General features: G+C 53.4%; 19 protein-coding genes and 2 other RNA genes. 17 read left to right on the top strand and 4 right to left on the bottom strand.

Annotation, left to right across the window (positions count from 1 at the left end; translation table 11 throughout):
* From ACJHYR_RS08795 to dppF, 7 genes are all read left to right on the top strand, one after another.
* Window positions 1–110, top strand: a non-coding RNA gene (locus ACJHYR_RS08795) — RtT sRNA; the annotation flags it as partial.
* A gap of 34 nt (window positions 111–144) precedes the next feature.
* A non-coding RNA gene (locus tag ACJHYR_RS08800) (RtT sRNA) lies at window positions 145–278 on the top strand.
* A gap of 744 nt (window positions 279–1,022) precedes the next feature.
* Window positions 1,023–2,630, top strand: coding sequence for a dipeptide ABC transporter substrate-binding protein DppA (gene dppA, locus ACJHYR_RS08805; protein WP_001222875.1), 1,608 nt, complete (start codon window positions 1,023–1,025; stop codon window positions 2,628–2,630).
* 306 nt (window positions 2,631–2,936) lie between these two features.
* Window positions 2,937–3,956 (top strand): dipeptide ABC transporter permease DppB, encoded by a 1,020-nt coding sequence (gene dppB, locus ACJHYR_RS08810; protein ID WP_000938853.1) that lies wholly within the window; start codon window positions 2,937–2,939, stop codon window positions 3,954–3,956.
* Between the two features lie 9 nt (window positions 3,957–3,965).
* On the top strand, window positions 3,966–4,868 hold the full coding sequence (gene dppC / locus ACJHYR_RS08815; RefSeq protein ID WP_000084667.1) for a dipeptide ABC transporter permease DppC: 903 nt from the start codon (window positions 3,966–3,968) through the stop codon (window positions 4,866–4,868).
* 10 nt (window positions 4,869–4,878) lie between these two features.
* A complete protein-coding gene (gene dppD, locus ACJHYR_RS08820) occupies window positions 4,879–5,862 on the top strand; it encodes a dipeptide ABC transporter ATP-binding protein (protein ID WP_001196487.1) in 984 nt (327 codons plus the stop codon).
* On the top strand, window positions 5,859–6,863 hold the full coding sequence (dppF, locus tag ACJHYR_RS08825; protein WP_000107026.1) for a dipeptide ABC transporter ATP-binding subunit DppF: 1,005 nt from the start codon (window positions 5,859–5,861) through the stop codon (window positions 6,861–6,863). The genes dppD and dppF overlap by 4 nt, the downstream gene beginning before the upstream one ends.
* Window positions 6,864–6,892: 29 nt before the next feature.
* On the opposite strand, the gene ACJHYR_RS08830 is transcribed toward dppF, so the two are convergent.
* Complete coding sequence (locus tag ACJHYR_RS08830) at window positions 6,893–8,164, bottom strand: aromatic amino acid transport family protein (protein ID WP_001328774.1); 1,272 nt, start codon at window positions 8,162–8,164, stop codon at window positions 6,893–6,895.
* Window positions 8,165–8,639: 475 nt separating this feature from the next.
* On the opposite strand from ACJHYR_RS08830, the gene ACJHYR_RS08835 reads away from it, so the two are divergent.
* The 3 genes from ACJHYR_RS08835 (at window position 8,640) to ACJHYR_RS08845 (ending at window position 9,713) form a co-directional block, all read left to right on the top strand.
* Window positions 8,640–8,747: a type I toxin-antitoxin system toxin Ldr family protein gene (locus ACJHYR_RS08835; RefSeq protein ID WP_000170743.1), complete on the top strand. Its 108-nt coding sequence runs from the start codon at window positions 8,640–8,642 to the stop codon at window positions 8,745–8,747.
* A 375-nt stretch (window positions 8,748–9,122) separates the two neighbouring features.
* On the top strand, window positions 9,123–9,230 hold the full coding sequence (locus ACJHYR_RS08840) for a type I toxin-antitoxin system toxin Ldr family protein (protein ID WP_001295224.1): 108 nt from the start codon (window positions 9,123–9,125) through the stop codon (window positions 9,228–9,230).
* Between the two features lie 375 nt (window positions 9,231–9,605).
* Window positions 9,606–9,713 carry a type I toxin-antitoxin system toxin Ldr family protein gene (locus tag ACJHYR_RS08845; protein ID WP_000170736.1) on the top strand — a complete coding sequence of 36 codons (108 nt, stop codon included), beginning with the start codon at window positions 9,606–9,608 and terminating at the stop codon, window positions 9,711–9,713.
* Window positions 9,714–9,799: 86 nt separating this feature from the next.
* On the opposite strand, the gene bcsG is transcribed toward ACJHYR_RS08845, so the two are convergent.
* Genes bcsG through bcsE form a run of 3 tightly spaced genes read right to left on the bottom strand, consistent with a single transcriptional unit; the run spans window position 9,800 to window position 13,235 of the window.
* On the bottom strand, window positions 9,800–11,479 hold the full coding sequence (gene bcsG / locus ACJHYR_RS08850) for a cellulose biosynthesis protein BcsG (protein WP_072837514.1): 1,680 nt from the start codon (window positions 11,477–11,479) through the stop codon (window positions 9,800–9,802).
* Entirely contained in the window at window positions 11,476–11,667 is a 192-nt protein-coding gene (gene bcsF / locus ACJHYR_RS08855; protein ID WP_000988308.1) for a cellulose biosynthesis protein BcsF, read from the bottom strand. The genes bcsG and bcsF overlap by 4 nt, the downstream gene beginning before the upstream one ends.
* A complete protein-coding gene (gene bcsE, locus ACJHYR_RS08860; protein ID WP_001204910.1) occupies window positions 11,664–13,235 on the bottom strand; it encodes a cellulose biosynthesis c-di-GMP-binding protein BcsE in 1,572 nt (523 codons plus the stop codon). Before bcsE ends, bcsF begins: the two co-directional genes overlap by 4 nt.
* A gap of 271 nt (window positions 13,236–13,506) precedes the next feature.
* Between bcsE and bcsR the strand changes: the two genes are divergently transcribed.
* From bcsR to hmsP, 7 genes are all read left to right on the top strand, one after another.
* Window positions 13,507–13,695: a cellulose biosynthesis protein BcsR gene (gene bcsR, locus ACJHYR_RS08865; RefSeq protein WP_001063314.1), complete on the top strand. Its 189-nt coding sequence runs from the start codon at window positions 13,507–13,509 to the stop codon at window positions 13,693–13,695.
* Window positions 13,696–13,706: 11 nt separating this feature from the next.
* Window positions 13,707–14,459, top strand: a complete 753-nt coding sequence (bcsQ, locus tag ACJHYR_RS08870) for a cellulose biosynthesis protein BcsQ (protein ID WP_000279507.1) — start codon at window positions 13,707–13,709, stop codon at window positions 14,457–14,459.
* Complete coding sequence (gene bcsA / locus ACJHYR_RS08875) at window positions 14,456–17,074, top strand: UDP-forming cellulose synthase catalytic subunit (protein ID WP_000025849.1); 2,619 nt, start codon at window positions 14,456–14,458, stop codon at window positions 17,072–17,074. Before bcsQ ends, bcsA begins: the two co-directional genes overlap by 4 nt.
* A gap of 10 nt (window positions 17,075–17,084) precedes the next feature.
* Window positions 17,085–19,424: a cellulose biosynthesis cyclic di-GMP-binding regulatory protein BcsB gene (bcsB, locus tag ACJHYR_RS08880; protein ID WP_001309834.1), complete on the top strand. Its 2,340-nt coding sequence runs from the start codon at window positions 17,085–17,087 to the stop codon at window positions 19,422–19,424.
* A gap of 6 nt (window positions 19,425–19,430) precedes the next feature.
* Window positions 19,431–20,537 (top strand): cellulose synthase complex periplasmic endoglucanase BcsZ, encoded by a 1,107-nt coding sequence (gene bcsZ / locus ACJHYR_RS08885; RefSeq protein WP_001302749.1) that lies wholly within the window; start codon window positions 19,431–19,433, stop codon window positions 20,535–20,537.
* Window positions 20,519–23,992 (top strand): cellulose synthase complex outer membrane protein BcsC, encoded by a 3,474-nt coding sequence (gene bcsC / locus ACJHYR_RS08890; RefSeq protein WP_001225149.1) that lies wholly within the window; start codon window positions 20,519–20,521, stop codon window positions 23,990–23,992. Before bcsZ ends, bcsC begins: the two co-directional genes overlap by 19 nt.
* 81 nt (window positions 23,993–24,073) lie before the next feature.
* On the top strand, window positions 24,074–26,062 hold the full coding sequence (hmsP, locus tag ACJHYR_RS08895) for a biofilm formation regulator HmsP (RefSeq protein WP_072262433.1): 1,989 nt from the start codon (window positions 24,074–24,076) through the stop codon (window positions 26,060–26,062).
* The last annotated feature ends 13 nt before the right edge of the window (window positions 26,063–26,075 follow it).

Here is a 26,075-nt window from a genome sequence, read left to right on the forward strand (position 1 = left end):
GAACCTCCGGGGGCGGGGAGGTTCGACTCGAGCGAAGCGAGAGAACGTTGCGCCAGCAACGGCCCGCAGGGCGAGCCACGAAGTGGCGAGTAATCCTCTATCACCGACCAAATTTGAAAAGCCTGCTCAGCGAGCAGGCTTTTTTGCATTTGTAGCTCATGAGGATGAGAACCTCCGGGGGCGGGGAGGTTCGACTCGAGCGAAGCGAGAGAACGTTGCGCCAGCAACGGCCCGCAGGGCGAGCCACGAAGTGGCGAGTAATCCTCTATCACCGACCAATTTAGAAAAACCAGCCTACGGGCTGGTTTTTTGCTTTCTGCGGCCTGAAGAGGATGAGAACTTCCGGGGGCAGGGAGGTTCGACTCGACCTAGGCCTGATAAGACGCGCTAGCGTCGCATCAGACAATGGCACCGCACTTATTGTCGGATGCGGCGTTAACGCCTTATTCGACCTACACACCACACATTTCCCTGCCAAATTTGCGCCCCATATCTCACTATCCATTAACGGATTTGTGACAGAAACCATTGTCTTTTTTTATATTTGCTTAAATCTTTTTTTGCGTTACTTATGACTGGCGCTGGCATTTTCCGCTGTGCGTTTTAGCGTTCATGGTATTAATCGCTCAGATATCCACCTTTTCCTCAGATTTTTTTCACAAAATGCATAAAACTTAATCACCAATTGTTGCTAAATATTAAGCTGATTGTTCTGGTCATGTTGGAGTAGCACAAATTTCTCTGCTGCAAATAGCTGTTTGAAGTTTTTTTAATCTTTGTTTGTGGATTCTCACCGTTGGTGTAAATCCCGGTTGGCTGTATTGACGTTTTCACATTCTGTTGACAGATTGTAGGTCACGAGGGGCATTTTATGGAGGATCCGCACTGTTACACTGATGTTAATTAGTACGGCATCCCCACCTCATAACGTTGACCCGACCGGGCAAAAAACAAAAAAGGTCAGGCAGCGACAACCCACTGCAAAGGGTTAAAACAACAAACATCACAATTGGAGCAGAATAATGCGTATTTCCTTGAAAAAGTCAGGGATGCTGAAGCTTGGTCTCAGCCTGGTGGCTATGACCGTCGCAGCAAGTGTTCAGGCTAAAACTCTGGTTTATTGCTCAGAAGGATCTCCGGAAGGGTTTAACCCGCAGTTGTTTACCTCCGGTACTACCTATGACGCCTCTTCCGTGCCGCTTTATAACCGCCTGGTTGAATTTAAAATCGGCACCACCGAAGTAATCCCGGGCCTCGCTGAAAAGTGGGAAGTCAGCGAAGACGGTAAAACCTATACCTTCCATCTGCGTAAAGGTGTGAAGTGGCACGACAACAAAGAATTCAAACCGACGCGCGAACTGAACGCCGACGACGTGGTGTTCTCGTTCGATCGTCAGAAAAACGCGCAAAACCCGTACCATAAAGTTTCTGGCGGCAGCTACGAATACTTTGAAGGCATGGGCTTGCCGGAGCTGATCAGCGAAGTGAAAAAGGTGGACGACAACACTGTTCAGTTTGTGCTGACTCGACCGGAAGCGCCGTTCCTCGCTGACCTGGCAATGGACTTCGCCTCTATTCTGTCAAAAGAATATGCTGACGCGATGATGAAAGCCGGTACACCGGAAAAACTGGACCTCAACCCAATCGGCACCGGTCCGTTCCAGTTACAGCAGTACCAAAAAGATTCCCGTATCCGCTACAAAGCGTTTGATGGCTACTGGGGCACCAAACCGCAGATCGATACGCTGGTTTTCTCTATTACCCCTGATGCTTCCGTGCGTTACGCGAAATTGCAGAAGAATGAATGCCAGGTGATGCCGTACCCGAACCCGGCAGATATCGCTCGCATGAAGCAGGATAAATCCATCAATCTGATGGAAATGCCGGGGCTTAACGTCGGCTATCTTTCATATAACGTGCAGAAAAAACCACTCGATGATGTGAAAGTTCGCCAGGCTCTGACCTACGCGGTGAACAAAGACGCGATCATCAAAGCGGTTTATCAGGGCGCGGGCGTGGCAGCGAAAAACCTGATCCCGCCAACCATGTGGGGCTATAACGACGACGTTCAGGACTACACCTACGATCCCGAAAAAGCGAAAGCCTTGCTGAAAGAAGCGGGTCTGGAAAAAGGTTTCTCCATCGACCTGTGGGCGATGCCGGTACAACGTCCGTATAACCCGAACGCTCGCCGCATGGCGGAGATGATTCAGGCAGACTGGGCGAAAGTGGGCGTACAGGCCAAAATCGTCACCTACGAATGGGGTGAGTACCTCAAGCGCGCGAAAGATGGCGAGCATCAGACGGTAATGATGGGCTGGACTGGCGACAACGGGGATCCGGATAACTTCTTCGCCACCCTGTTCAGCTGCGCTGCTTCTGAACAAGGTTCCAACTACTCAAAATGGTGCTACAAGCCGTTTGAAGATCTGATTCAACCGGCACGTGCTACTGACGACCACAACAAGCGTATTGAGCTGTATAAGCAAGCACAGGTGGTGATGCACGATCAGGCTCCGGCACTGATCATCGCTCACTCCACCGTGTTTGAACCGGTACGCAAAGAAGTTAAAGGCTATGTGGTTGATCCATTAGGCAAACATCACTTCGAAAACGTCTCTATCGAATAATTAAAGCCATACAAGACTGATGGCAAAGGCAAAACTGCCTGATGCGCTCCGCTTATCAGGCCTACGAAAATTCTGCAATGTATTGAGTTTGCACGATTTTGTAGGTCGGATAAGGCGTTCACGCCGCATCCGGCATGAACAAAGCGCACTTTGTCAACAATCTGCATACCCGGTGGCGCTGCATCTCTGCGTGCAGCGCCATCCGGCAGCAATACTTCATTCCCTGCCCGACCTGGGCGGGAATTGATTTGTGAGCAATACAGACACGCAGTTCCAGGCTGCGGGTCACTACAGAGAATCCGGGTTATGTTGCAGTTTATTCTCCGACGTTTGGGACTCGTCATCCCCACGTTTATCGGTATTACCCTTCTCACATTTGCCTTTGTCCACATGATCCCGGGCGATCCGGTGATGATCATGGCGGGCGAGCGTGGGATCTCCCCAGAGCGTCACGCGCAGCTGCTGGCTGAACTCGGCTTAGATAAACCGATGTGGCAGCAGTATCTCCATTACATTTGGGGCGTTATGCATGGCGATCTAGGCATTTCAATGAAAAGCCGCATCCCGGTTTGGGAAGAGTTCGTGCCGCGCTTTCAGGCCACGCTGGAGCTTGGTGTCTGCGCGATGATTTTTGCGACGGCGGTCGGCATTCCGGTTGGTGTGCTGGCTGCGGTTAAACGCGGTTCCATTTTCGATCACACGGCGGTTGGCCTGGCGCTGACAGGTTATTCAATGCCTATCTTCTGGTGGGGCATGATGCTGATCATGCTGGTTTCGGTGCACTGGAACCTGACGCCCGTCTCCGGTCGCGTGAGCGACATGGTGTTCCTCGATGATTCCAATCCGTTAACCGGTTTTATGCTGATCGACACCGCCATCTGGGGTGAAGACGGTAACTTTATCGATGCCGTCGCCCATATGATCTTGCCCGCCATTGTGCTGGGTACTATCCCGCTGGCGGTCATTGTGCGTATGACACGCTCCTCGATGCTGGAAGTGCTGGGTGAAGATTATATCCGCACCGCGCGCGCCAAAGGGTTGACCCGCCTTAGGGTGATTATCGTCCATGCGCTGCGTAACGCGATGCTGCCGGTAGTGACCGTTATCGGCCTCCAGGTGGGAACATTGCTGGCGGGGGCGATTCTGACCGAAACCATCTTCTCGTGGCCCGGTCTGGGGCGCTGGTTGATTGACGCACTGCAACGCCGCGACTATCCGGTAGTGCAGGGCGGCGTATTGCTGGTGGCGACGATGATTATCCTCGTCAACTTGCTAGTCGATCTGCTGTACGGCGTGGTGAACCCGCGTATTCGTCATAAGAAGTAAGGGGACATCATGTCACAGGTTACTGAAAATAAAGTGATTAGCGCACCGGTGCCGATGACCCCGTTACAGGAGTTCTGGCACTATTTTAAACGCAACAAAGGCGCGGTCGTCGGGCTGGTTTACGTCGCCATCGTGCTGTTTATCGCGATCTTTGCCAACTGGATTGCACCCTATAACCCGGCGGAACAGTTCCGCGATGCACTGCTCGCCCCGCCAGCCTGGCAGGAAGGCGGCAGCATGGCGCACTTGCTGGGCACCGATGACGTAGGCCGTGATGTGCTGTCGCGGCTGATGTACGGCGCGCGCTTGTCGCTGCTGGTTGGCTGTCTGGTAGTTGTGTTATCGCTGATTATGGGCGTTATTCTCGGCCTGATCGCCGGTTACTTCGGCGGCCTGGTCGATAACATCATCATGCGCGTGGTCGATATCATGCTGGCGCTGCCAAGTCTGCTGTTGGCACTGGTGCTGGTGGCGATTTTCGGCCCGTCGATTGGTAACGCCGCGCTGGCGCTGACCTTCGTTGCCTTGCCGCACTATGTGCGCTTAACACGCGCCGCCGTGCTGGTGGAGGTGAATCGCGATTACGTTACCGCGTCTCGCGTGGCAGGTGCCGGGGCGATGCGTCAGATGTTTATTAACATCTTCCCGAACTGCCTTGCGCCTCTGATTGTTCAGGCGTCGCTCGGTTTCTCTAACGCCATTCTCGATATGGCTGCACTTGGTTTCCTCGGCATGGGGGCGCAGCCGCCAACGCCGGAGTGGGGCACCATGCTCTCCGACGTGTTGCAGTTCGCGCAAAGCGCCTGGTGGGTCGTGACCTTCCCGGGTCTGGCGATCCTGCTGACGGTGCTGGCATTTAACCTGATGGGTGACGGTCTGCGTGACGCGCTCGATCCCAAACTGAAGCAGTAAGAGGTTCGAGATGGCGTTATTAAATGTAGATAAATTATCGGTGCATTTCGGCGACGAAAGCGCACCGTTCCGCGCCGTAGACCGCATCAGCTACAGCGTAAAACAGGGCGAAGTGGTCGGGATTGTGGGTGAGTCCGGCTCTGGTAAATCGGTCAGTTCGCTGGCGATTATGGGGCTGATTGATTATCCGGGCCGCGTAATGGCGGAAAAGCTGGAGTTTAACGGTCAGGATTTACAGCGTATCTCAGAAAAAGAGCGCCGCAACCTGGTGGGTGCCGAAGTGGCGATGATCTTCCAGGACCCGATGACCAGCCTTAACCCGTGCTACACCGTGGGTTTCCAGATTATGGAAGCGATTAAGGTGCATCAGGGCGGCAACAAAAGTACCCGCCGTCAGCGGGCGATTGACCTGCTGAATCAGGTCGGTATTCCCGATCCGGCATCGCGTCTGGATGTTTACCCGCATCAGCTTTCCGGCGGCATGAGCCAGCGCGTGATGATCGCCATGGCGATTGCCTGTCGGCCAAAGCTGCTGATTGCCGATGAACCAACCACTGCGCTGGACGTGACCATTCAGGCGCAAATTATCGAACTGCTGCTGGAGCTACAGCAGAAAGAGAACATGGCGCTGGTGTTGATCACTCATGACCTGGCACTGGTGGCGGAAGCGGCACATAAAATCATCGTGATGTATGCAGGCCAGGTGGTGGAAACGGGCGATGCCCACGCCATCTTCCATGCGCCGCGTCATCCATATACTCAGGCATTGCTGCGTGCGCTGCCGGAATTTGCTCAGGACAAAGAACGTCTGGCGTCGTTGCCAGGTGTTGTTCCCGGCAAGTATGACCGCCCGAACGGCTGCCTGCTTAACCCGCGCTGCCCCTATGCCACTGACAGATGTCGCGCTGAAGAACCGGCGCTGAATATGCTCTCTGACGGGCGTCAGTCCAAATGCCACTACCCACTTGATGATGCCGGGAGGCCGACACTATGAGTACGCAAGAGGCCACCTCGCAACAACCGCTGTTGCAGGCTATCGACCTGAAAAAACATTATCCGGTGAAGAAAGGTATGTTCGCGCCGGAACGTCTGGTGAAGGCGCTGGACGGCGTTTCGTTTAACCTTGAACGTGGCAAAACGCTGGCAGTAGTAGGTGAATCTGGCTGCGGTAAATCGACCCTCGGTCGGTTGCTGACGATGATCGAAATGCCCACCGGTGGTGAGCTGTATTACCAGGGGCAGGATCTGCTCAAGCACGATCCGCAGGCGCAGAAGTTGCGTCGGCAGAAAATCCAGATCGTCTTTCAGAATCCCTATGGTTCGCTAAATCCGCGTAAAAAAGTTGGGCAAATTCTTGAAGAGCCGCTGCTTATTAATACCAGCTTAAGCAAAGAACAGCGTCGGGAAAAAGCCCTGTCGATGATGGCGAAAGTCGGCCTGAAAACCGAGCATTACGACCGCTATCCGCATATGTTCTCCGGCGGTCAGCGTCAGCGTATCGCCATTGCCCGTGGTCTGATGCTCGACCCGGATGTGGTGATTGCCGATGAACCGGTTTCCGCGCTGGACGTTTCAGTGCGTGCGCAGGTGCTGAATCTGATGATGGATTTGCAGCAGGAGTTGGGGCTGTCTTATGTCTTTATCTCGCACGACCTGTCAGTGGTTGAGCACATTGCCGATGAAGTGATGGTGATGTACCTGGGCCGCTGCGTGGAGAAGGGAACGAAGGACCAAATCTTCAATAACCCGCGTCATCCGTACACTCAGGCGCTACTCTCCGCGACGCCGCGCCTGAACCCGGACGATCGCCGCGAGCGCATCAAGCTCACCGGTGAACTGCCAAGCCCGCTCAATCCACCGCCGGGCTGCGCGTTTAACGCCCGCTGTCGTCGGCGCTTCGGCCCCTGCACCCAGTTGCAGCCGCAGCTAAAAGACTACGGCGGGCAACTGGTAGCTTGTTTTGCTGTTGATCAGGATGAAAATCCGCAGCGTTAACTCACAAAACCGGGGCCGTGCGCTCCGGTTTACTCAATCAGCTTCAACAGTGGCGACAAGCATAGCAAAATGCCGTAAAGCAGAATCAGCCAGGCTTTAAATCCGCGAAGTTTTTCCAGTTGTGCGACTTTATAGATCAGGAAAAACGGAATGAGGCACGACACAATGCCATATAACGGGCTTCCCAACTGAAAGAACACCAGCACCGATACACGAAACGAAACCCAAATCGTCAACGTAATGACGATAAAAGCGCAGATCGCCAGAGTCAGCACGCGTGAATTAATTTTCTTGGTATCAATAATTCGGCTTAACAGATTGAGAATAATGCCTTTAATAGCCTCGTGGAAACCGAGATAAATGCCAAAGAATGCGGTCAGTACGGCAAAGATATTCAGCACCGTAGAGGTGATATGAATGATATGCCCAGGGATCACCTGCGCGGCCAGTGCCAGTGCCGAGATATTTTGTTCAAAGGCAGAAACGGCTTCTTCGTGGCTAATTGAGAAGGTAAACGAAAAGGCAAAAAACAGGATCACCGCAATGAGCGTGATATAACTAATTCGGTGGGTACGCAGCGCGAGCCGGGTTGCCAGTACTTTATCCGCTTCCCGTTTACGATAGGCGATATTCATTGGGTTAAGTACCTGAATAAATACTGCAGAAAAGAAGCAAAATGGAATGGTAAGCAGGACATCGCGGAAAAAGACGGAGGCTTGCGGGAAGGCGGTTATATTGGCGAAATTCCAGTGCGGGATCATCGCAAAACCGAACACGACAATAATCCCTACTTTGACCACCACCATTGGCCCAGAAATCTTAAACAGTAATCGTTCACCACCAGACGCAATCGCCACCAGTACGGCGAAAATAGCGACTTTATAAAGTAGAGATTGTGAAAGATCGGCATCGGTTAAACCGAAGGTTTTCAGGTACGAGGCGCTGTCGAAAACCACGGAGAGAGAGTAGATAAAAATCCCGTGGATAATCATCAAAAAGTAGATAACCCCGAGGAAAATTCCCCAGTTCTTCCCCAGGTAATGACTGATAATATCGGTGTAGTCATTACAGGAATCGCTTTCAGAAAGGGTTTTTAAATAAATGTCCTGCACTACCCAGGTGGCAGGATAAGCAATGATCGCTGCGGTAATAAATACCCAAATTCCCTTCAAGCCAATTTGTACTGGCATCAGCACGGTTCCGGCACCAATCGCCATGCCTATGCATAATAAAACCCAGCCGAAGTCGTAGCGTGTAAACGGCAATTTCTGATCGTGTTTCGGTAGTGTGTTGTGCTGCATAAAGTCCTGTCCAGAAAGAAGTCGGCCTCGCAAAAATGAATAAACCCAGTTTCTCTTGCGCAACAGGTGGAGAAGTCGAATACGCAGTATGTAAAAAATGAGGCAACAGATTCACTGGGGAGGTCGCGAGGAGGCGCAATTCTACAAAATTGCGCATTTCACTACCAGTCTGGAGTCAGCCCGGATATGAACTGCAACTATTGCAAATAAAGAAATTAAGCTGGAAGGCATCGCGCAATGAGGAAGATTGCCGGGTGCTGACGGTAAAAAGCAATCGTAGAATCAGCGGCAAGCCGGAAAGGTTCCGGTGAGGCGCAATGTTGCGGGGGCTTTATCCCTGGTGGCATTGGTTGCTGGAGAGAGAAAACCCCCGCACGTTGCAGGTATGCACCTGACAACATCACGGGGGCCATTCTTGAACCTACACAACTCAAGAATAGCCGCGAAACGTTGTCATTACAACAGAGGCGGCTATATGACGCTCGCAGAGCTGGGCATGGCCTTCTGGCACGATTTAGCGGCTCCGGTCATTGCTGGCATTCTTGCCAGCATGATCGTGAACTGGCTGAACAAGCAGAAGTAACGTGTCAGACGGGCGTCAGGCTGCCGTAATGGCAATTTGCGCCCGGATCAGGCCGCAGGGATAAAACTCTGCGGCCTTTTTCGTAAGAAAAATGCAACGGCTGCAAGCGGATAATATTCTGCGGAATGCGCAGCACAGAGTGAAGAAGTGATGGATTTCGACGAACAAAAATGGCCGTAGAATCAGCGGCAAGCCGGAAGGGTTCCGGTGAGGCGCAATGTTGCGGGGGCTTAATCCCTGGTGGCATTGGTTGCTGGAGAGAGAAAACCCCCGCACGTTGCAGGTATGCACCTGACAACACCACGGGGGCCATTCTTGCATCTAGACCATTCAAGAATAGCCGCGAAACGTTGTCATTACAACTCAGGCGGCTATATGACGCTCGCAGAACTGGGCATGGCCTTCTGGCATGATTTAGCGGCTCCGGTCATTGCTGGCATTCTTGCCAGCATGATCGTGAACTGGCTGAATAAGCGGAAGTAACGTGTCAGACGGGCGTCAGGCTGCCGTAATGGCAATTTGCGCCCGGACCAGGCCGCAGAGGTGAAACTCTGCGGCCTTTTTCGTAAGAAAAATGCAACGGCTGCAAGCGGATAATATTCTGCGGAATGCGCAGCACAGAGTGAAGAAGTGATGGATTTCGACGAACAAAAATGGCCGTAGAATCAGCGGCAAGCCGGAAGGGTTCCGGTGAGGCGCAATGTTGCGGGGGCTTAATCCCTGGTGGCATTGGTTGCTGGAGAGAGAAAACCCCCGCACGTTGCAGGTATGCACCTGACAACATCACGGGGGCTAATCTTGAACCCAAACAACTCAAGAATAGCCGCGAAACGTTGTCATTACAACAGAGGCGGCTATATGACGCTCGCAGAACTGGGCATGGCCTTCTGGCATGATTTAGCGGCTCCGGTCATTGCTGGCATTCTTGCCAGTCTGATCGTGAACTCGCTGAATAAGCGGAAGTAACGTGTCATGCGGGCGTCAGGCTGCCGTAATGGCAATTTGCGCCCGGATCAGGCCGCAGGGGTGAAACTCTGCGGCCTTTTTCGTTCTTATTGCGGGTAAGGCACCCAGTCGCCGCCGTTCAGGTGAACGTACGGTTTATCCTGGTATTGAATAACTACTGCATTTGAGTTCTCGGAGACCGGTGCTGTTTGTGGCAACCCACTGGTGAGTTTTTTCCAGTCAACATTGTCTTCGGAGAAAATCTTGCCATCAAGAACGCGAACCACCAGATCGGAGATAGCCAGGAAGCTGCTCGGTTGGTCGATGACAATCGGTGCCCCCTGATGTGGTGCCTTCATGCCGAAGAATTTCACCCCAACGGGGACGTCTGTGATAGACGGGCTAGGGATATCACGTAGGCCAGATACCTGCATTCTGTCGCCCTTCAGCGCGCCGCCGTGTTCCGGCACCACGACCACCATCACTTTACGACCCGATTTCTCCAGTTCAGTAAAGAAGGCGTCCAGTTCATCAAAGAATTTCTGCGCCCGCGCTTTGTAATCCGCTGTTTTGCTGACGCCCGGATAATGGTTGCCGTCATGCAGTGGAAGCGTGTTGTAGAACGTGGCACTACGGCTGTTTTTATCTTTTTCGGTAACGTCCAGCCAGCGGTTAAGCACGGCGGTATCGTCATAAACCGGCGAACCATCAAAGCCCAGCAAAATAATCGGCAGATTTGTTTGATCCATCAATTCGGTCTGCATGCCGCCATTTTCGCGAACTTCTTTCAAAAAACCGCCGAACTGGCCGTTATGTCCCATCATCAGGTGCTGGGTAAAGCCCAGTTTCGACAGGTTATCAAACAGATAGCAGTCATTATTTGCCGGTTGATACAGATTAGTGTGCGAAGTCTGCCCGCAGCTGGCGCGCAGTAAACGGATCGCCGCCGGGCCACTGTAGGAGGTGGCGGAGTTAAAGTTCTTGAACTCAATATCGAAATGCGACCACAGCGGATGCGACATCAACCCGGCGGCTTCAATATCCGACCAGGAAAGCGAACAGATATTAATCACCAGTAGTTCAAATGGTTGAGCATCAGCGGGCAGCGAAGACGGGAAGGTCGATTTACGTTTCGCCTCCGCGTTATAGAAATTATTCAGCCAGGCGTTAAGGTTCGCCGTTGTTGGCGGTGCAGTTTGTGCGGGCATATCACCCACTACCGGTGCGCCACCCGTCGCCGCAACGGTTGCCGCTGCGTTGCCACCCGTCGTTGTTACAGTGGTCGTCGGTTGACCGGCTGGCCACAAGGAGAAACTTGGTCCCGCCAGGGTAAGTACGTTCAGCCATAGCAGAATGGCAACCACAAAAACGGTAATGCGAATCCATTGTGACAGGAATAACCAGGCCACTAATAAAACAAAAATGGCCCCAATCATCTGCCAGTTAATAAAGCGTGTGACAAGGTCGATTAAATAATCGGTACTGAACCCCGCCACCTGCGAACCCTGGCTCATTATGCTTTCCGGGCCAGGCAACCAGGTGTCATGCCAGAACAAAGCAAAGCCGATCGGCAGGGCAATCCAGTGGCGTAAGCGATGCAGGCTGTAGCGCGGAATGGGCATCAGCAGAAACGCGGCAAACACCAGATTGAGGAGCGGATGGAAGTTAAGATATCCCGCCCACAACAGGCCGAACTTAACCAGAAAATAGAAGTTCCAGCCGGAAAGGCCGCGCCAGTATTGCCAGAGGGAAGAAGGCATGGCGGTATTTTGCGTAAATTGAGTCATTTTTTGGTTGCCCTGGCTTTTTCCGTGCGGCGTAACGTCCCGGCCGGTTTAACATAACGAGGTTTAGCAAAGAACAAACGTAAGGTGTCGCGAATGCGTCGCAAAGAGTGCCGCGCCAGATAGCCCAGCGGGAAAAATATCAGTGCGCAAACGACAATAATTTCAATGATATCGCTGATGGTCATCATGATGAGCGCTCCACAGCATCATCTAACAGTCGCATTGGTTCTGGTATTCGTCGCCAGTGGCGACCATCGTGCTCGGCATTAATGACCGGTTTAGAATTTTGCGTTAAAGGCAGCGGCATGCCCCATTGTTCTGGGGCAAGCAGGCGCATCTGCACCAGCTCGGCACTGATTTGATCATCTTCAAACCAGACCATTCGGTTTGAGAAAATGTCGCCAGTCGGCAATGGGAAAATATGATTCAACGCGGTATCCAGATCGTTAATCCGACAGAATGAGAGAAACAGCACCAGCCGATTACCGCCAATAGTCATGATATCGCCGGTGCGGTTAGGGCGACACAGCGTCAGGGCTTGTTCAACGCGGATACCCGGTACCGGACGTAGGGCAACCAGAACGCCTTTACCGTGGGCAGGTAATAGAGGGTTATTCATCATGTTGTTGACGGCATTACAGAACACATCCCACTTCTGGAAACCACGCAGTTTGAGCGGCTGGGTCATTGACAGCAAGGTAGTGATATCTTCCGGCACATAGCGACTAAACTTCTGCCCTTGCACGCTTTCGATCATCGTCAGACAGCGGGAGAGTGGGGCATTCCATGGGATAACCATATTTGCACCGCAGGCCAATAACAAACGTTCATCGGTGGCGCGCAGGCTTGCGGTATTTTCCCGTACGAGGATTTTCATCGCACTACCGCGCTGGCGACGCAGGGTATGAATGCTGCGGGCCAGTGGCTCGATTTGCGCATTTTGCTGTAAAGAAAAGACCACCGTCGCCGCCTGAGCGGTACGGGCTTCATTGAACAGGACTTCGTTATTGTTGAACAGTTGCCAGTGTTCCGATAGCGGTGGCGCACCTTCCAGTACAGCAACATTACTCAGAATGCGTTTTTCGTCGCTGCGTGGTTGGATCTCCGCCTCTTCGCTTTGAACTAATGTCCAGATCCCCTTTTGTTGCTGAACGCTAAGCTGCTGACGGGCGCTGACCCCTTTTTCGTTGCACCAGAAGGCAATATCCAGCAAATGTTGGTCGCCCTGAAAACGCAAACTGGCAAGACCAAAAAGTGAACGGTATTCCTCAAGCAACAATGAAAATTGTTTATCGTTATTATTTCCGGGATTAATTACCAAAAGCGAACAATGGTTTAACCTGCTCCATTTATTCATTTTATCCAACCATAAGCGAAGCCGCTCGGCAGGAATGTTTTGCCATGCGTTATTTGCGCAAACAAGAATAAAAAGGTAATTATGGGGATCAATAGAACACTGCAAATCACGGGCCAAATAGTATAGACCTTTTTCATGATTTAGCATTGAAAATAATTTTATTTTTTCCGGTCCTTGAGAATCATCTAATTGAAAGATTTTCGCCGGATCGCTGTCCATGCTAATGACCGCGACGTGTGCGGTTTCAGCCTGGGATGCAATTGTTTGATTCGCCAGACTGATAGCATCTTCATGGCGATCGACGTTAAACCACCAGACGCCGCCTGCTGGCATATGTCGCAGCTCATCCCATAATGATGAGATACCGATAGAGAATACAGGGTCCACAATGTCCCTCATGTCATCATTTTGTCTGATTATCAGTTTACTAGCGAAAGCTAAGAAATAAACCTACCATTGAAATTAAAACTTATCAGATTTAGCATGTGAATCAATTTAGCAGGTCACAAGACGTGTGATTTTAGTCTTTTCGTTTTTAACTTTTTTTGTTGCGTAACGGAAAGTCAAAAAGTGAGCAAATTCCCGTCTCGCCGTAAACAATAAACCGGCGAAATGCTCACGGTTAGAATTGTCTCATGAACGGTACGGTTATTTCATAGGGATCAAGCAAATGAATAACAATGAACCAGATACTCTGCCTGATCCCGCGATAGGCTATATCTTCCAGAATGATATTTTGGCGTTAAAGCAGGCATTTTCACTGCCTGATATTGATTATGCCGATATTTCCCAACGCGAACAGTTGGCCGCGGCATTAAAACGCTGGCCGTTGCTGGCAGAGTTTGCGCAACAAAAGTAGGGGATTGGTGAATGGCCGTACTGGGATTGCAGGGGGTGCGGGGAGGCGTGGGGACAACAACCATCACCGCCGCATTAGCCTGGTCATTACAAATGTTGGGAGAAAATGTCCTGGTGGTCGATGCCTGCCCGGACAACTTGTTGCGCCTGTCATTTAACGTTGATTTTACCCACCGTCAGGGCTGGGCCAGAGCTATGCTGGATGACCAGGACTGGCGTGACGCCGGGTTGCGCTATACCTCGCAGCTCGATTTGCTGCCTTTTGGTCAGTTATCCATTGAAGAACAAGAAAATCCACAGCACTGGCAAACCCGGCTGAGCGATATTTGCTCCGGCTTACAGCAACTAAAAGCCAGCGGGCGTTACCAGTGGATTTTAATCGACTTACCGCGTGATTCCTCGCAGATAACCCACCAGCTGCTGAGTTTGTGCGATCACTCGCTGGCAATCGTCAATGTGGATGCCAACTGCCATATCCGGCTGCATCAGCAGGCGCTGCCGGATGGCGCGCATATTTTGATTAATGACTTCCGTATCGGCAGTCAAGTTCAGGACGATATTTACCAGCTTTGGTTGCAAAGCCAGCGCCGATTACTGCCAATGCTCATTCATCGTGATGAAGCGATGGCTGAATGCCTGGCGGCTAAGCAACCAGTCGGTGAATATCGCAGTGATGCGCTGGCCGCTGAAGAGATACTGACGCTGGCTAACTGGTGCCTGTTGAACTATTCCGGGCTGAAAACGCCAGTCGGGAGTAAATCATGAGTATCCTGACCCGGTGGTTGCTTATCCCGCCGGTCAACGCGCGGCTTATCGGGCGTTATCGCGATTATCGTCGTCATGGCGCGTCGGCTTTCAGCGCGACGCTCGGCTGTTTTTGGTTGATCCTGGCCTGGATTTTTATTCCGCTGGAGCACCCGCGCTGGCAGCGTATTCGCGCAGAACATAAAAACCTGTATCCGCATATCAACGCCTCGCGTCCGCGTCCGCTGGATCCGGTCCGTTATCTCATTCAAACATGCTGGTTACTGATCGGTGCATCGCGCAAAGAAACGCCGAAACCGCGCAGGCGGGCATTTTCAGGTCTGCAAAATATTCGTGGACGTTACCATCAATGGATGAACGAGCTGCCTGAGCGCGTTAGCCATAAAACACAGCATCTTGATGAGAAAAAAGAGCTCGGCCATTTGAGTGCCGGGGCGCGGCGGTTGATCCTCGGTATCATCGTCACCTTCTCGCTGATTCTGGCGTTAATCTGCGTTACTCAGCCGTTTAACCCGCTGGCGCAGTTTATCTTCCTGATGCTGCTGTGGGGGGTAGCGCTGATCGTACGGCGGATGCCGGGGCGCTTCTCGGCGCTAATGTTGATTGTGCTGTCGCTGACCGTTTCTTGCCGTTATATCTGGTGGCGCTACACCTCTACGCTGAACTGGGACGATCCGGTCAGCCTGGTGTGCGGGCTTATTCTGCTGTTCGCCGAAACGTACGCGTGGATTGTGCTGGTGCTCGGCTACTTCCAGGTAGTATGGCCGCTGAATCGTCAGCCGGTGCCATTGCCGAAAGATATGTCGTTGTGGCCGTCGGTGGATATCTTTGTCCCGACTTACAACGAAGATCTCAACGTGGTGAAAAATACCATTTACGCCTCGCTGGGTATCGACTGGCCGAAAGACAAGCTGAACATCTGGATCCTTGATGACGGCGGCAGGGAAGAGTTTCGCCAGTTTGCGCAAAACGTGGGGGTGAAATATATCGCCCGTACCACTCATGAACATGCGAAAGCGGGCAACATCAACAATGCGCTGAAATATGCCAAAGGCGAGTTCGTGTCGATTTTCGACTGCGACCACGTACCAACGCGATCGTTCCTGCAAATGACCATGGGCTGGTTCCTGAAAGAAAAACAACTGGCGATGATGCAGACGCCGCACCACTTCTTCTCACCGGACCCGTTTGAACGCAACCTGGGACGTTTCCGTAAAACACCGAACGAAGGCACGCTGTTCTATGGTCTGGTGCAGGATGGCAACGATATGTGGGACGCCACTTTCTTCTGCGGTTCCTGTGCGGTGATTCGCCGTAAGCCGCTGGATGAAATTGGCGGCATTGCTGTCGAAACCGTGACTGAAGATGCGCATACTTCTCTGCGTTTGCACCGTCGTGGCTATACCTCCGCGTATATGCGTATTCCGCAGGCGGCGGGGCTGGCGACCGAAAGTCTGTCGGCGCATATCGGTCAGCGTATTCGCTGGGCGCGCGGGATGGTGCAAATCTTCCGTCTCGATAACCCGCTCACCGGTAAAGGGCTGAAGTTTGCTCAGCGGCTATGTTACGTCAACGCCATGTTCCACTTCTTGTCGGGCATTCCACGGCTGATCTTCCTGACTGCGCCGCTGGCGTTCCTGCTGCTTCATGCCTACATCATCTATGCGCCAGCGTTGATGATCGCCCTGTTCGTGCTGCCGCATATGATTCATGCCAGCCTGACCAACTCGAAGATCCAGGGCAAATATCGCCACTCTTTCTGGAGTGAAATCTACGAAACGGTGCTGGCGTGGTATATCGCACCACCGACGCTGGTGGCGCTGATTAACCCGCACAAAGGCAAATTTAACGTTACCGCCAAAGGTGGACTGGTGGAAGAAGAGTACGTCGACTGGGTGATCTCGCGGCCCTACATCTTCCTTGTTCTGCTCAACCTGGTGGGCGTTGCGGTAGGCATCTGGCGCTACTTCTATGGCCCGCCAACCGAGATGCTCACCGTGGTCGTCAGTATGGTGTGGGTATTCTACAACCTGATTGTTCTTGGCGGCGCAGTTGCGGTATCGGTAGAAAGCAAACAGGTACGCCGATCGCACCGCGTGGAGATGACGATGCCCGCGGCAATTGCCCGCGAAGATGGTCACCTCTTCTCGTGTACCGTTCAGGATTTCTCCGACGGTGGTTTGGGGATCAAGATCAACGGTCAGGCGCAGATTCTGGAAGGGCAGAAAGTGAATCTGTTGCTTAAACGCGGTCAGCAGGAATACGTCTTCCCCACCCAGGTGGCGCGCGTGATGGGTAATGAAGTTGGGCTGAAATTAATGCCGCTCACCACCCAGCAACATATCGATTTTGTGCAGTGTACGTTTGCCCGTGCGGATACATGGGCGCTCTGGCAGGACAGCTACCCGGAAGATAAGCCGCTGGAAAGTCTGCTGGATATTCTGAAGCTCGGCTTCCGTGGCTACCGCCATCTGGCGGAGTTTGCGCCTTCTTCGGTGAAGGGCATATTCCGTGTGCTGACTTCTCTGGTTTCCTGGGTTGTATCGTTTATTCCGCGCCGCCCGGAGCGGAGCGAAACGGCACAACCATCGGATCAGGCTTTGGCTCAACAATGATGATAACGCGATGAAAAGAAAACTATTCTGGATTTGTGCAGTGGCTATGGGGATGAGTGCGTTCCCCTCTTTCATGACGCAGGCGACGCCAGCAACGCAACCACTGATCAATGCTGAGCCAGCTGTAGCCGCCCAGACGGAACAAAATCCGCAGGTGGGACAAGTGATGCCAGGCGTGCAGGGCGCTGATGCGCCAGTCGTGGCGCAGAACGGTCCTTCGCGTGATGTGAAGCTGACCTTTGCGCAAATTGCGCCGCCGCCGGGCAGCATGGTGCTACGTGGCATTAACCCGAACGGCAGCATTGAGTTTGGTATGCGCAGCGATGAAGTGGTGACGAAGGCGATGCTCAATCTCGAATACACGCCATCGCCATCGTTACTGCCTGTCCAGTCGCAGTTAAAGGTTTATCTCAATGATGAACTGATGGGCGTGCTGCCAGTGACCAAAGAACAGTTGGGTAAAAAAACGCTGGCACAAATGCCCATTAACCCGCTGTTTATTACTGATTTCAACCGTGTGCGGCTGGAGTTTGTCGGCCATTATCAGGACGTGTGCGAAAACCCGGCCAGCACCACGCTTTGGCTGGATGTTGGGCGGAGCAGTGGACTGGATTTGACCTATCAGACCCTGAATGTGAAGAATGACCTGTCACACTTCCCGGTACCATTCTTTGACCCGCGTGATAACCGTACTAACACCTTGCCGATGGTCTTTGCGGGTGCGCCGGATGTTGGGCTGCAACAAGCATCTGCCATTGTTGCCTCGTGGTTTGGTTCGCGTTCTGGCTGGCGTGGGCAGAACTTCCCGGTGCTCTATAACCAACTGCCGGATCGCAATGCCATTGTCTTTGCAACCAACGACAAACGGCCGGACTTCCTGCGCGATCATCCGGCGGTAAAAGCCCCGGTGATTGAGATGATCAACCATCCGCAGAATCCTTACGTCAAACTGCTGGTGGTGTTTGGTCGTGACGACAAAGACCTGTTGCAGGCAGCGAAAGGTATCGCTCAGGGTAACATTCTGTTCCGTGGTGAAAGCGTGGTAGTGAATGAAGTGAAACCGCTGCTACCGCGTAAGCCGTACGATGCGCCGAACTGGGTGCGTACCGATCGTCCGGTCACCTTTGGTGAACTGAAAACCTATGAAGAACAGTTGCAATCCAGCGGTCTTGAGCCAGCAGCGATTAATGTTTCGCTAAACCTGCCGCCAGATCTCTACTTGATGCGTAGTACCGGCATTGATATGGATATCAACTATCGCTACACCATGCCGCCGGTGAAAGACAGTTCGCGGATGGATATCAGCCTGAATAACCAGTTCCTGCAATCATTCAATCTGAGCAGCAAACAGGAGGCGAACCGCCTGCTGCTGCGGATTCCGGTATTACAAGGTTTGCTGGATGGCAAAACGGATGTCTCTATTCCGGCGCTGAAACTGGGCGCGACCAACCAGCTGCGCTTTGACTTTGAGTATATGAACCCGATGCCTGGCGGTTCGGTGGATAACTGTATTACCTTCCAGCCGGTGCAGAATCATGTGGTGATTGGTGACGACTCCACCATCGACTTCTCGAAGTATTACCACTTCATCCCGATGCCGGATCTACGCGCCTTTGCTAACGCGGGCTTCCCGTTCAGCCGGATGGCGGATCTGTCGCAAACCATCACCGTGATGCCGAAAACGCCTAACGAAGCACAGATGGAAACCTTGCTGAATACTGTTGGTTTTATCGGCGCACAGACGGGCTTCCCGGCGATTAATCTGACGGTGACCGATGATGGCAGCACCATTCAGGGCAAAGATGCCGACATCATGATCATCGGTGGTATCCCGGACAAACTGAAAGACGACAAGCAGATCGACCTGTTGGTGCAGGCGACCGAAAGCTGGGTGAAAACGCCGATGCGCCAGACCCCGTTCCCCGGCATTGTTCCGGACGAGAGCGATCGCGCGGCAGAAACCCAGTCAACGCTGACCTCTTCCGGTGCGATGGCGGCGGTGATTGGCTTCCAGTCGCCGTATAACGACCAGCGCAGCGTGATTGCGCTGCTGGCAGATAGCCCACGCGGTTATGAAATGCTTAACGATGCGGTGAACGATAGCGGCAAACGCGCCACCATGTTCGGTTCGGTCGCGGTGATCCGCGAGTCCGGTATCAATAGCCTACGCGTTGGCGACGTCTATTACGTTGGCCATCTGCCGTGGTTCGAACGCTTATGGTATGCGCTGGCAAACCATCCGATTCTGCTGGCGGTGCTGGCGGCAATCAGCGTCGTGCTGCTGGCATGGGTACTGTGGCGTCTGCTGCGTATTATCAGCCGTCGTCGTCTTAACCCGGATAACGAGTAATTGAAGATGAATGTGTTGCGTAGTGGACTCGTGACGATGCTGCTGCTGGCTGCCTTTAGTGTTCAGGCAGCCTGTACCTGGCCTGCCTGGGAGCAGTTTAAAAAGGATTACATCAGTCAGGAAGGGCGCGTCATCGACCCCAGCGACGCGCGCAAAATCACCACCTCCGAAGGGCAAAGTTACGGCATGTTCTTTGCCCTGGCGGCTAACGACCGTGCAGCTTTCGATAATATTCTCGACTGGACGCAGAACAATCTCGCTCAGGGTTCTTTAAAAGAACGTTTGCCTGCCTGGCTGTGGGGCAAGAAAGAGAACAGTAAGTGGGAAGTGCTGGACAGCAATTCGGCCTCCGATGGTGATGTCTGGATGGCCTGGTCGTTGCTGGAGGCGGGGCGTTTGTGGAAAGAGCAGCGTTATACCGACATCGGCAGCGCGTTGTTAAAACGTATCGCGCGGGAGGAAGTGGTGACGGTGCCTGGGCTGGGTTCCATGTTGTTACCGGGCAAAGTGGGTTTTGCTGAGGATAACAGCTGGCGTTTTAACCCCAGCTACCTGCCGCCGACGCTGGCGCAGTATTTCACCCGCTTTGGCGCGCCGTGGACTACGCTGCGCGAAACCAATCAACGTTTATTGCTGGAAACCGCCCCGAAAGGCTTTTCGCCAGACTGGGTGCGCTATGAGAAAGACAAAGGCTGGCAGCTAAAAGCCGAAAAAACATTGATCAGCAGCTACGACGCGATCCGCGTTTACATGTGGGTAGGCATGATGCCTGACAGCGATCCGCAAAAAGCGCGGATGCTCAACCGGTTTAAACCGATGGCGACATTCACCGAGAAAAACGGCTATCCGCCAGAAAAAGTGGATGTGGCTACGGGGAAAGCGCAGGGTAAAGGACCGGTCGGTTTTTCTGCCGCCATGCTGCCCTTTTTACAAAACCGCGATGCGCAGGCCGTTCAGCGCCAGCGCGTGGCCGATAACTTTCCCGGCAGCGATGCCTATTACAACTATGTGCTGACCCTGTTTGGACAAGGCTGGGATCAACACCGTTTCCGCTTCTCGACAAAAGGTGAGTTATTACCTGACTGGGGCCAGGAATGCGCAAATTCACACTAAACATATTCACGCTTTCTCTCGGTCTGGCCGTCATGCCGATGGTCGAGGCAGCACCAACCGCTCAGCAACAGTTGCTGGAGCAAGTTCGGTTAGGCGAAGCGACCCATCGTGAAGACCTGGTGCAACAGTCGTTGTATCGTCTGGAACTTATTGATCCGAATAACCCGGACGTCGTTGCCGCCCGTTTCCGTTCTCTGTTACGTCAGGGCGATATTGATGGCGCGCAAAAACAGCTCGATCGGCTGTCGCAGTTAGCGCCGAGTTCAAATGCGTATAAATCGTCGCGGACCACAATGTTGCTTTCCACGCCGGATGGTCGTCAGGCACTGCAACAGGCAAGATTGCAGGCGACGACCGGTCATGCAGAAGAAGCTGTGGCGAGTTACAACAAACTGTTCAACGGTGCGCCGCCGGAAGGTGACATTGCCGTCGAGTACTGGAGTACGGTGGCGAAAATTCCGGCTCGCCGTGGCGAAGCGATTAATCAGCTAAAACGCATTAATGCGGATACGCCGGGCAATACGGGCCTACAAAACAATCTGGCGCTATTGCTGTTTAGTAGCGATCGCCGTGACGAAGGTTTTGCCGTCCTGGAACAGATGGCGAAATCAAACGCCGGGCGCGAAGGGGCCTCTAAAATCTGGTACGGGCAGATTAAAGACATGCCCGTCAGCGATGCCAGTGTGTCGGCGCTGAAAAAATATCTCTCGATCTTTAGTGATGGCGATAGCGTAGCTGCGGCGCAATCGCAACTGGCAGAACAGCAAAAACAGCTGGCCGACCCTGCTTTCCGCGCTCGTGCGCAAGGTTTAGCGGCGGTGGACTCTGGTATGGCGGGTAAAGCCATTCCCGAACTACAACAGGCAGTGCGGGCGAACCCGAAAGACAGTGAGGCTCTGGGGGCGCTGGGCCAGGCGTATTCTCAGAAAGGCGATCGCGCCAATGCGGTGGCGAATCTGGAAAAAGCCCTCGCCCTGGATCCGCACAGCAGCAACAACGACAAATGGAACAGTCTCCTGAAAGTAAACCGCTACTGGCTGGCGATCCAGCAGGGCGATGCTGCGCTGAAAGCCAATAATCCTGACCGGGCAGAACGCCTGTTCCAGCAGGCGCGTAATGTCGATAACACCGACAGCTATGCAGTGCTGGGGCTGGGCGATGTGGCGATGGCGCGAAAAGATTATCCCGCCGCCGAACGTTATTATCAGCAGACCTTGCGTATGGACAGCGGCAACACTAACGCCGTGCGCGGGCTGGCGAATATATACCGCCAGCAATCGCCAGAAAAAGCTGAAGCGTTTATCGCCTCGCTCTCTGCCAGTCAGCGGCGAAGCATTGATGATATCGAACGCAGCCTGCAAAACGACCGTCTGGCACAGCAGGCAGAGGCACTGGAAAACCAGGGCAAATGGGCGCAGGCGGCAGCACTTCAGCGGCAACGACTGGCGCTGGACCCCGGCAGCGTATGGATTACTTACCGACTTTCGCAGGATCTCTGGCAGGCCGGACAACGCAGCCAGGCCGATACGTTAATGCGTAATCTGGCGCAGCAGAAGCCGAACGACCCGGAGCAGGTTTACGCTTACGGGCTGTATCTCTCTGGTCATGACCAGGACAGAGCGGCGCTGGCGCATATCAACAGCCTGCCGCGCGCGCAGTGGAGCAGCAATATTCAGGAGCTGGTTAATCGACTGCAAAGCAATCAGGTACTGGAAACCGCTAATCGCCTGCGAGAAAGCGGCAAAGAAGCTGAAGCGGAAGCGATGCTGCGCCAGCAACCACCTTCCACGCGCATAGACCTCACGCTGGCTGACTGGGCGCAACAACGACGTGATTACACCGCCGCTCGCGCTGCATATCAGAATGTCCTGACGCGGGAGCCAACTAACGCCGATGCCATTCTTGGTCTGACGGAAGTGGATATTGCTGCCGGTGACAAAGCGGCGGCACGTAGCCAGCTGGCGAAACTGCCCGCTACCGATAACGCCTCGCTGAACACACAGCGGCGCGTGGCGCTGGCACAGGCGCAGCTTGGCGATACCGCAGCGGCGCAGCAGACGTTTAATAAGTTGATCCCGCAGGCAAAATCTCAGCCGCCGTCGATGGAAAGCGCGATGGTACTGCGCGACGGTGCGAAGTTTGAAGCGCAGGCGGGCGATCCAACGCAGGCGCTGGAAACCTACAAAGACGCCATGGTTGCATCCGGTGTGACCACGATGCGTCCACAGGATAACGACACCTTTACCCGACTGACCCGCAATGACGAGAAAGATGACTGGCTGAAACGCGGCGTGCGCAGCGATGCGGCGGACCTCTATCGTCAGCAGGATCTTAATGTCACCCTCGAGCACGATTACTGGGGTTCGAGCGGCACCGGTGGTTACTCCGATCTGAAAGCGCACACCACTATGTTGCAGGTGGATGCGCCGTATTCTGACGGGCGGATGTTCTTTCGTAGTGATTTCGTCAATATGAACGTCGGCAGTTTTTCCACTAATGCCGATGGCAAATGGGATGACAACTGGGGCACCTGTACATTACAAGACTGTAGCGGCAACCGCAGCCAGTCGGATTCCGGTGCCAGCGTGGCGGTCGGCTGGCGAAATGACGTCTGGAGCTGGGATATCGGCACTACGCCGATGGGCTTCAATGTGGTGGATGTGGTCGGCGGCATCAGTTACAGCGATGATATCGGGCCGCTGGGTTACACCGTTAACGCCCATCGTCGGCCCATCTCCAGTTCTTTGCTGGCCTTTGGCGGGCAAAAAGACTCCCCGAGCAATACCGGGAAAAAATGGGGCGGCGTGCGTGCCGACGGCGTGGGGCTAAGCCTGAGCTACGATAAAGGTGAAGCAAACGGCGTCTGGGCATCGCTTAGCGGTGATCAGTTAACCGGTAAAAATGTCGAAGATAACTGGCGCGTGCGCTGGATGACGGGCTATTACTATAAGGTCATTAACCAGAACAATCGCCGCGTCACCATCGGCCTGAACAACATGATCTGGCATTACGACAAAGACCTGAGTGGCTACTCACTTGGTCAGGGCGGTTACTACAGCCCGCAGGAATACCTGTCGTTTGCCATACCGGTGATGTGGCGGGAGCGGACGGAAAACTGGTCGTGGGAGCTGGGGGCGTCTGGCTCGTGGTCGCATTCACGCACCAAAACCATGCCGCGTTATCCGCTGATGAATCTGATCCCGACCGACTGGCAGGAAGAAGCTGCGCGGCAATCGAACGATGGCGGCAGCAGTCAGGGCTTTGGCTACACGGCGCGGGCATTACTTGAACGACGTGTTACTTCCAACTGGTTTGTCGGCACGGCAATTGATATCCAGCAGGCGAAAGATTACGCACCCAGCCATTTCCTGCTCTACGTACGTTATTCCGCCGCCGGATGGCAGGGTGACATGGATTTACCGCCGCAGCCGCTGATACCTTACGCCGACTGGTAAGTTTTCAGATAGCGCCTCTCTTAATGCCGCTGCGATCGGGTATACTCGGGCGGCAATCTGGGATTTCCGGGGGGAGACAATTTGCGCGTAAGTCGCTCGTTAACAATCAAGCAGATGGCAATGGTGGCAGCCGTTGTCCTGGTGTTCGTTTTTATTTTTTGCACCGTTTTGCTGTTCCATCTGGTCCAGCAGAATCGCTATAACACGGCTACGCAACTGGAAAGCATTGCTCGCTCTGTCCGCGAACCCTTATCTTCAGCTATTTTGAAAGGCGATATTCCCGAAGCGGAAGCTATTCTTGCCAGCATTAAACCGGCAGGCGTGGTCAGCCGTGCCGATGTGGTGCTGCCCAACCAGTTCCAGGCACTGCGTAAAAGTTTTATTCCAGAGCGTCCGGTGCCGGTAATGGTTACTCGCCTGTTTGAGCTACCGGTGCAAATCTCGCTGGGCGTTTACTCGCTGGAACGTCCGGCAAACCCGCAGCCAATTGCCTATCTGGTGCTACAGGCGGATTCCTTCCGCATGTATAAGTTCGTGATGAGCACCCTCTCAACGTTAGTGACCATTTACTTACTTTTGTCGCTTATCCTGACCGTCGCCATCAGCTGGTGTATTAATCGACTGATTTTACATCCTTTACGCAATATTGCTCGCGAACTTAACGCCATCCCAGCCCAGGAGCTTGTTGGTCACCAACTGGCATTACCGCGTCTGCATCAGGATGATGAAATCGGTATGTTGGTGCGCAGTTACAACCTCAACCAGCAATTGCTGCAGCGCCATTATGAAGAACAGAACGAAAACGCGATGCGCTTCCCGGTGTCGGATTTGCCGAACAAAGCCTTGCTGATGGAGATGCTGGAGCAGGTTGTCGCGCGTAAACAAACCACCGCGCTGATGATCATCACCTGTGAAACCCTGCGTGATACTGCGGGCGTGCTGAAAGAGGCGCAACGAGAAATTCTGCTGCTGACGCTGGTGGAAAAACTCAAATCGGTACTGTCGCCACGTATGATCCTCGCGCAGATTAGTGGTTATGACTTTGCTGTCATTGCCAATGGTGTACAGGAACCGTGGCACGCAATCACTTTAGGTCAGCAAGTGCTCACTATCATGAGCGAGCGCCTGCCGATTGAACGTATTCAACTCCGTCCGCACTGTAGCATTGGCGTGGCGATGTTCTACGGCGATCTCACCGCCGAACAGCTTTACAGTCGCGCTATTTCTGCGGCATTTACCGCTCGCCATAAAGGCAAGAATCAGATTCAGTTCTTTGATCCGCAGCAGATGGAAGCCGCCCAGCAGCGGTTGACGGAAGAGAGCGATATCCTTAATGCGCTGGAAAATCATCAGTTTGCGATTTGGTTACAGCCACAGGTCGAGATGAACAGCGGTAAACTGGTCAGTGCGGAAGTGTTACTGCGTATCCAGCAACCGGATGGCAGTTGGGATCTGCCGGATGGCTTAATCGATCGCATTGAGTGCTGTGGGCTGATGGTTACCGTCGGTCACTGGGTGCTGGAAGAGTCCTGTCGATTGCTTGCAGCCTGGCAAGAGCGCGGCATTATGCTGCCCTTGTCGGTAAACCTCTCTGCGCTGCAACTGATGCACCCGAATATGGTGGCGGATATGCTGGAACTGTTAACCCGCTATCGCATTCAGCCGGGAACACTGATTCTGGAAGTGACAGAAAGCCGACGTATTGACGACCCTCATGCTGCGGTGGCAATCCTCCGTCCGCTGCGCAATGCCGGAGTTCAGGTGGCGCTGGATGATTTCGGCATGGGCTACGCAGGGCTGCGTCAGCTGCAGCATATGAAATCGTTGCCAATCGACGTGTTAAAAATCGACAAAATGTTTGTTGAAGGCTTGCCGGAAGATAGCAGCATGATTGCTGCAATTATCATGTTGGCGCAAAGCCTGAACTTACAAATGATTGCCGAAGGCGTGGAGACTGAAGCACAACGCGACTGGCTGGCAAAAGCGGGCGTTGGTATTGCCCAGGGCTTCCTTTTTGCTCGCCCACTCCCTATTGAAATCTTCGAAGAGAGTTACCTGGAAGAAAAGTAGCTACCCCAAACTG

Origin of the sequence: Escherichia sp. WS1450, assembly GCF_046487395.1 — a bacterium.
Taxonomy (GTDB): Bacteria; Pseudomonadota; Gammaproteobacteria; order Enterobacterales; family Enterobacteriaceae; genus Escherichia; species Escherichia coli.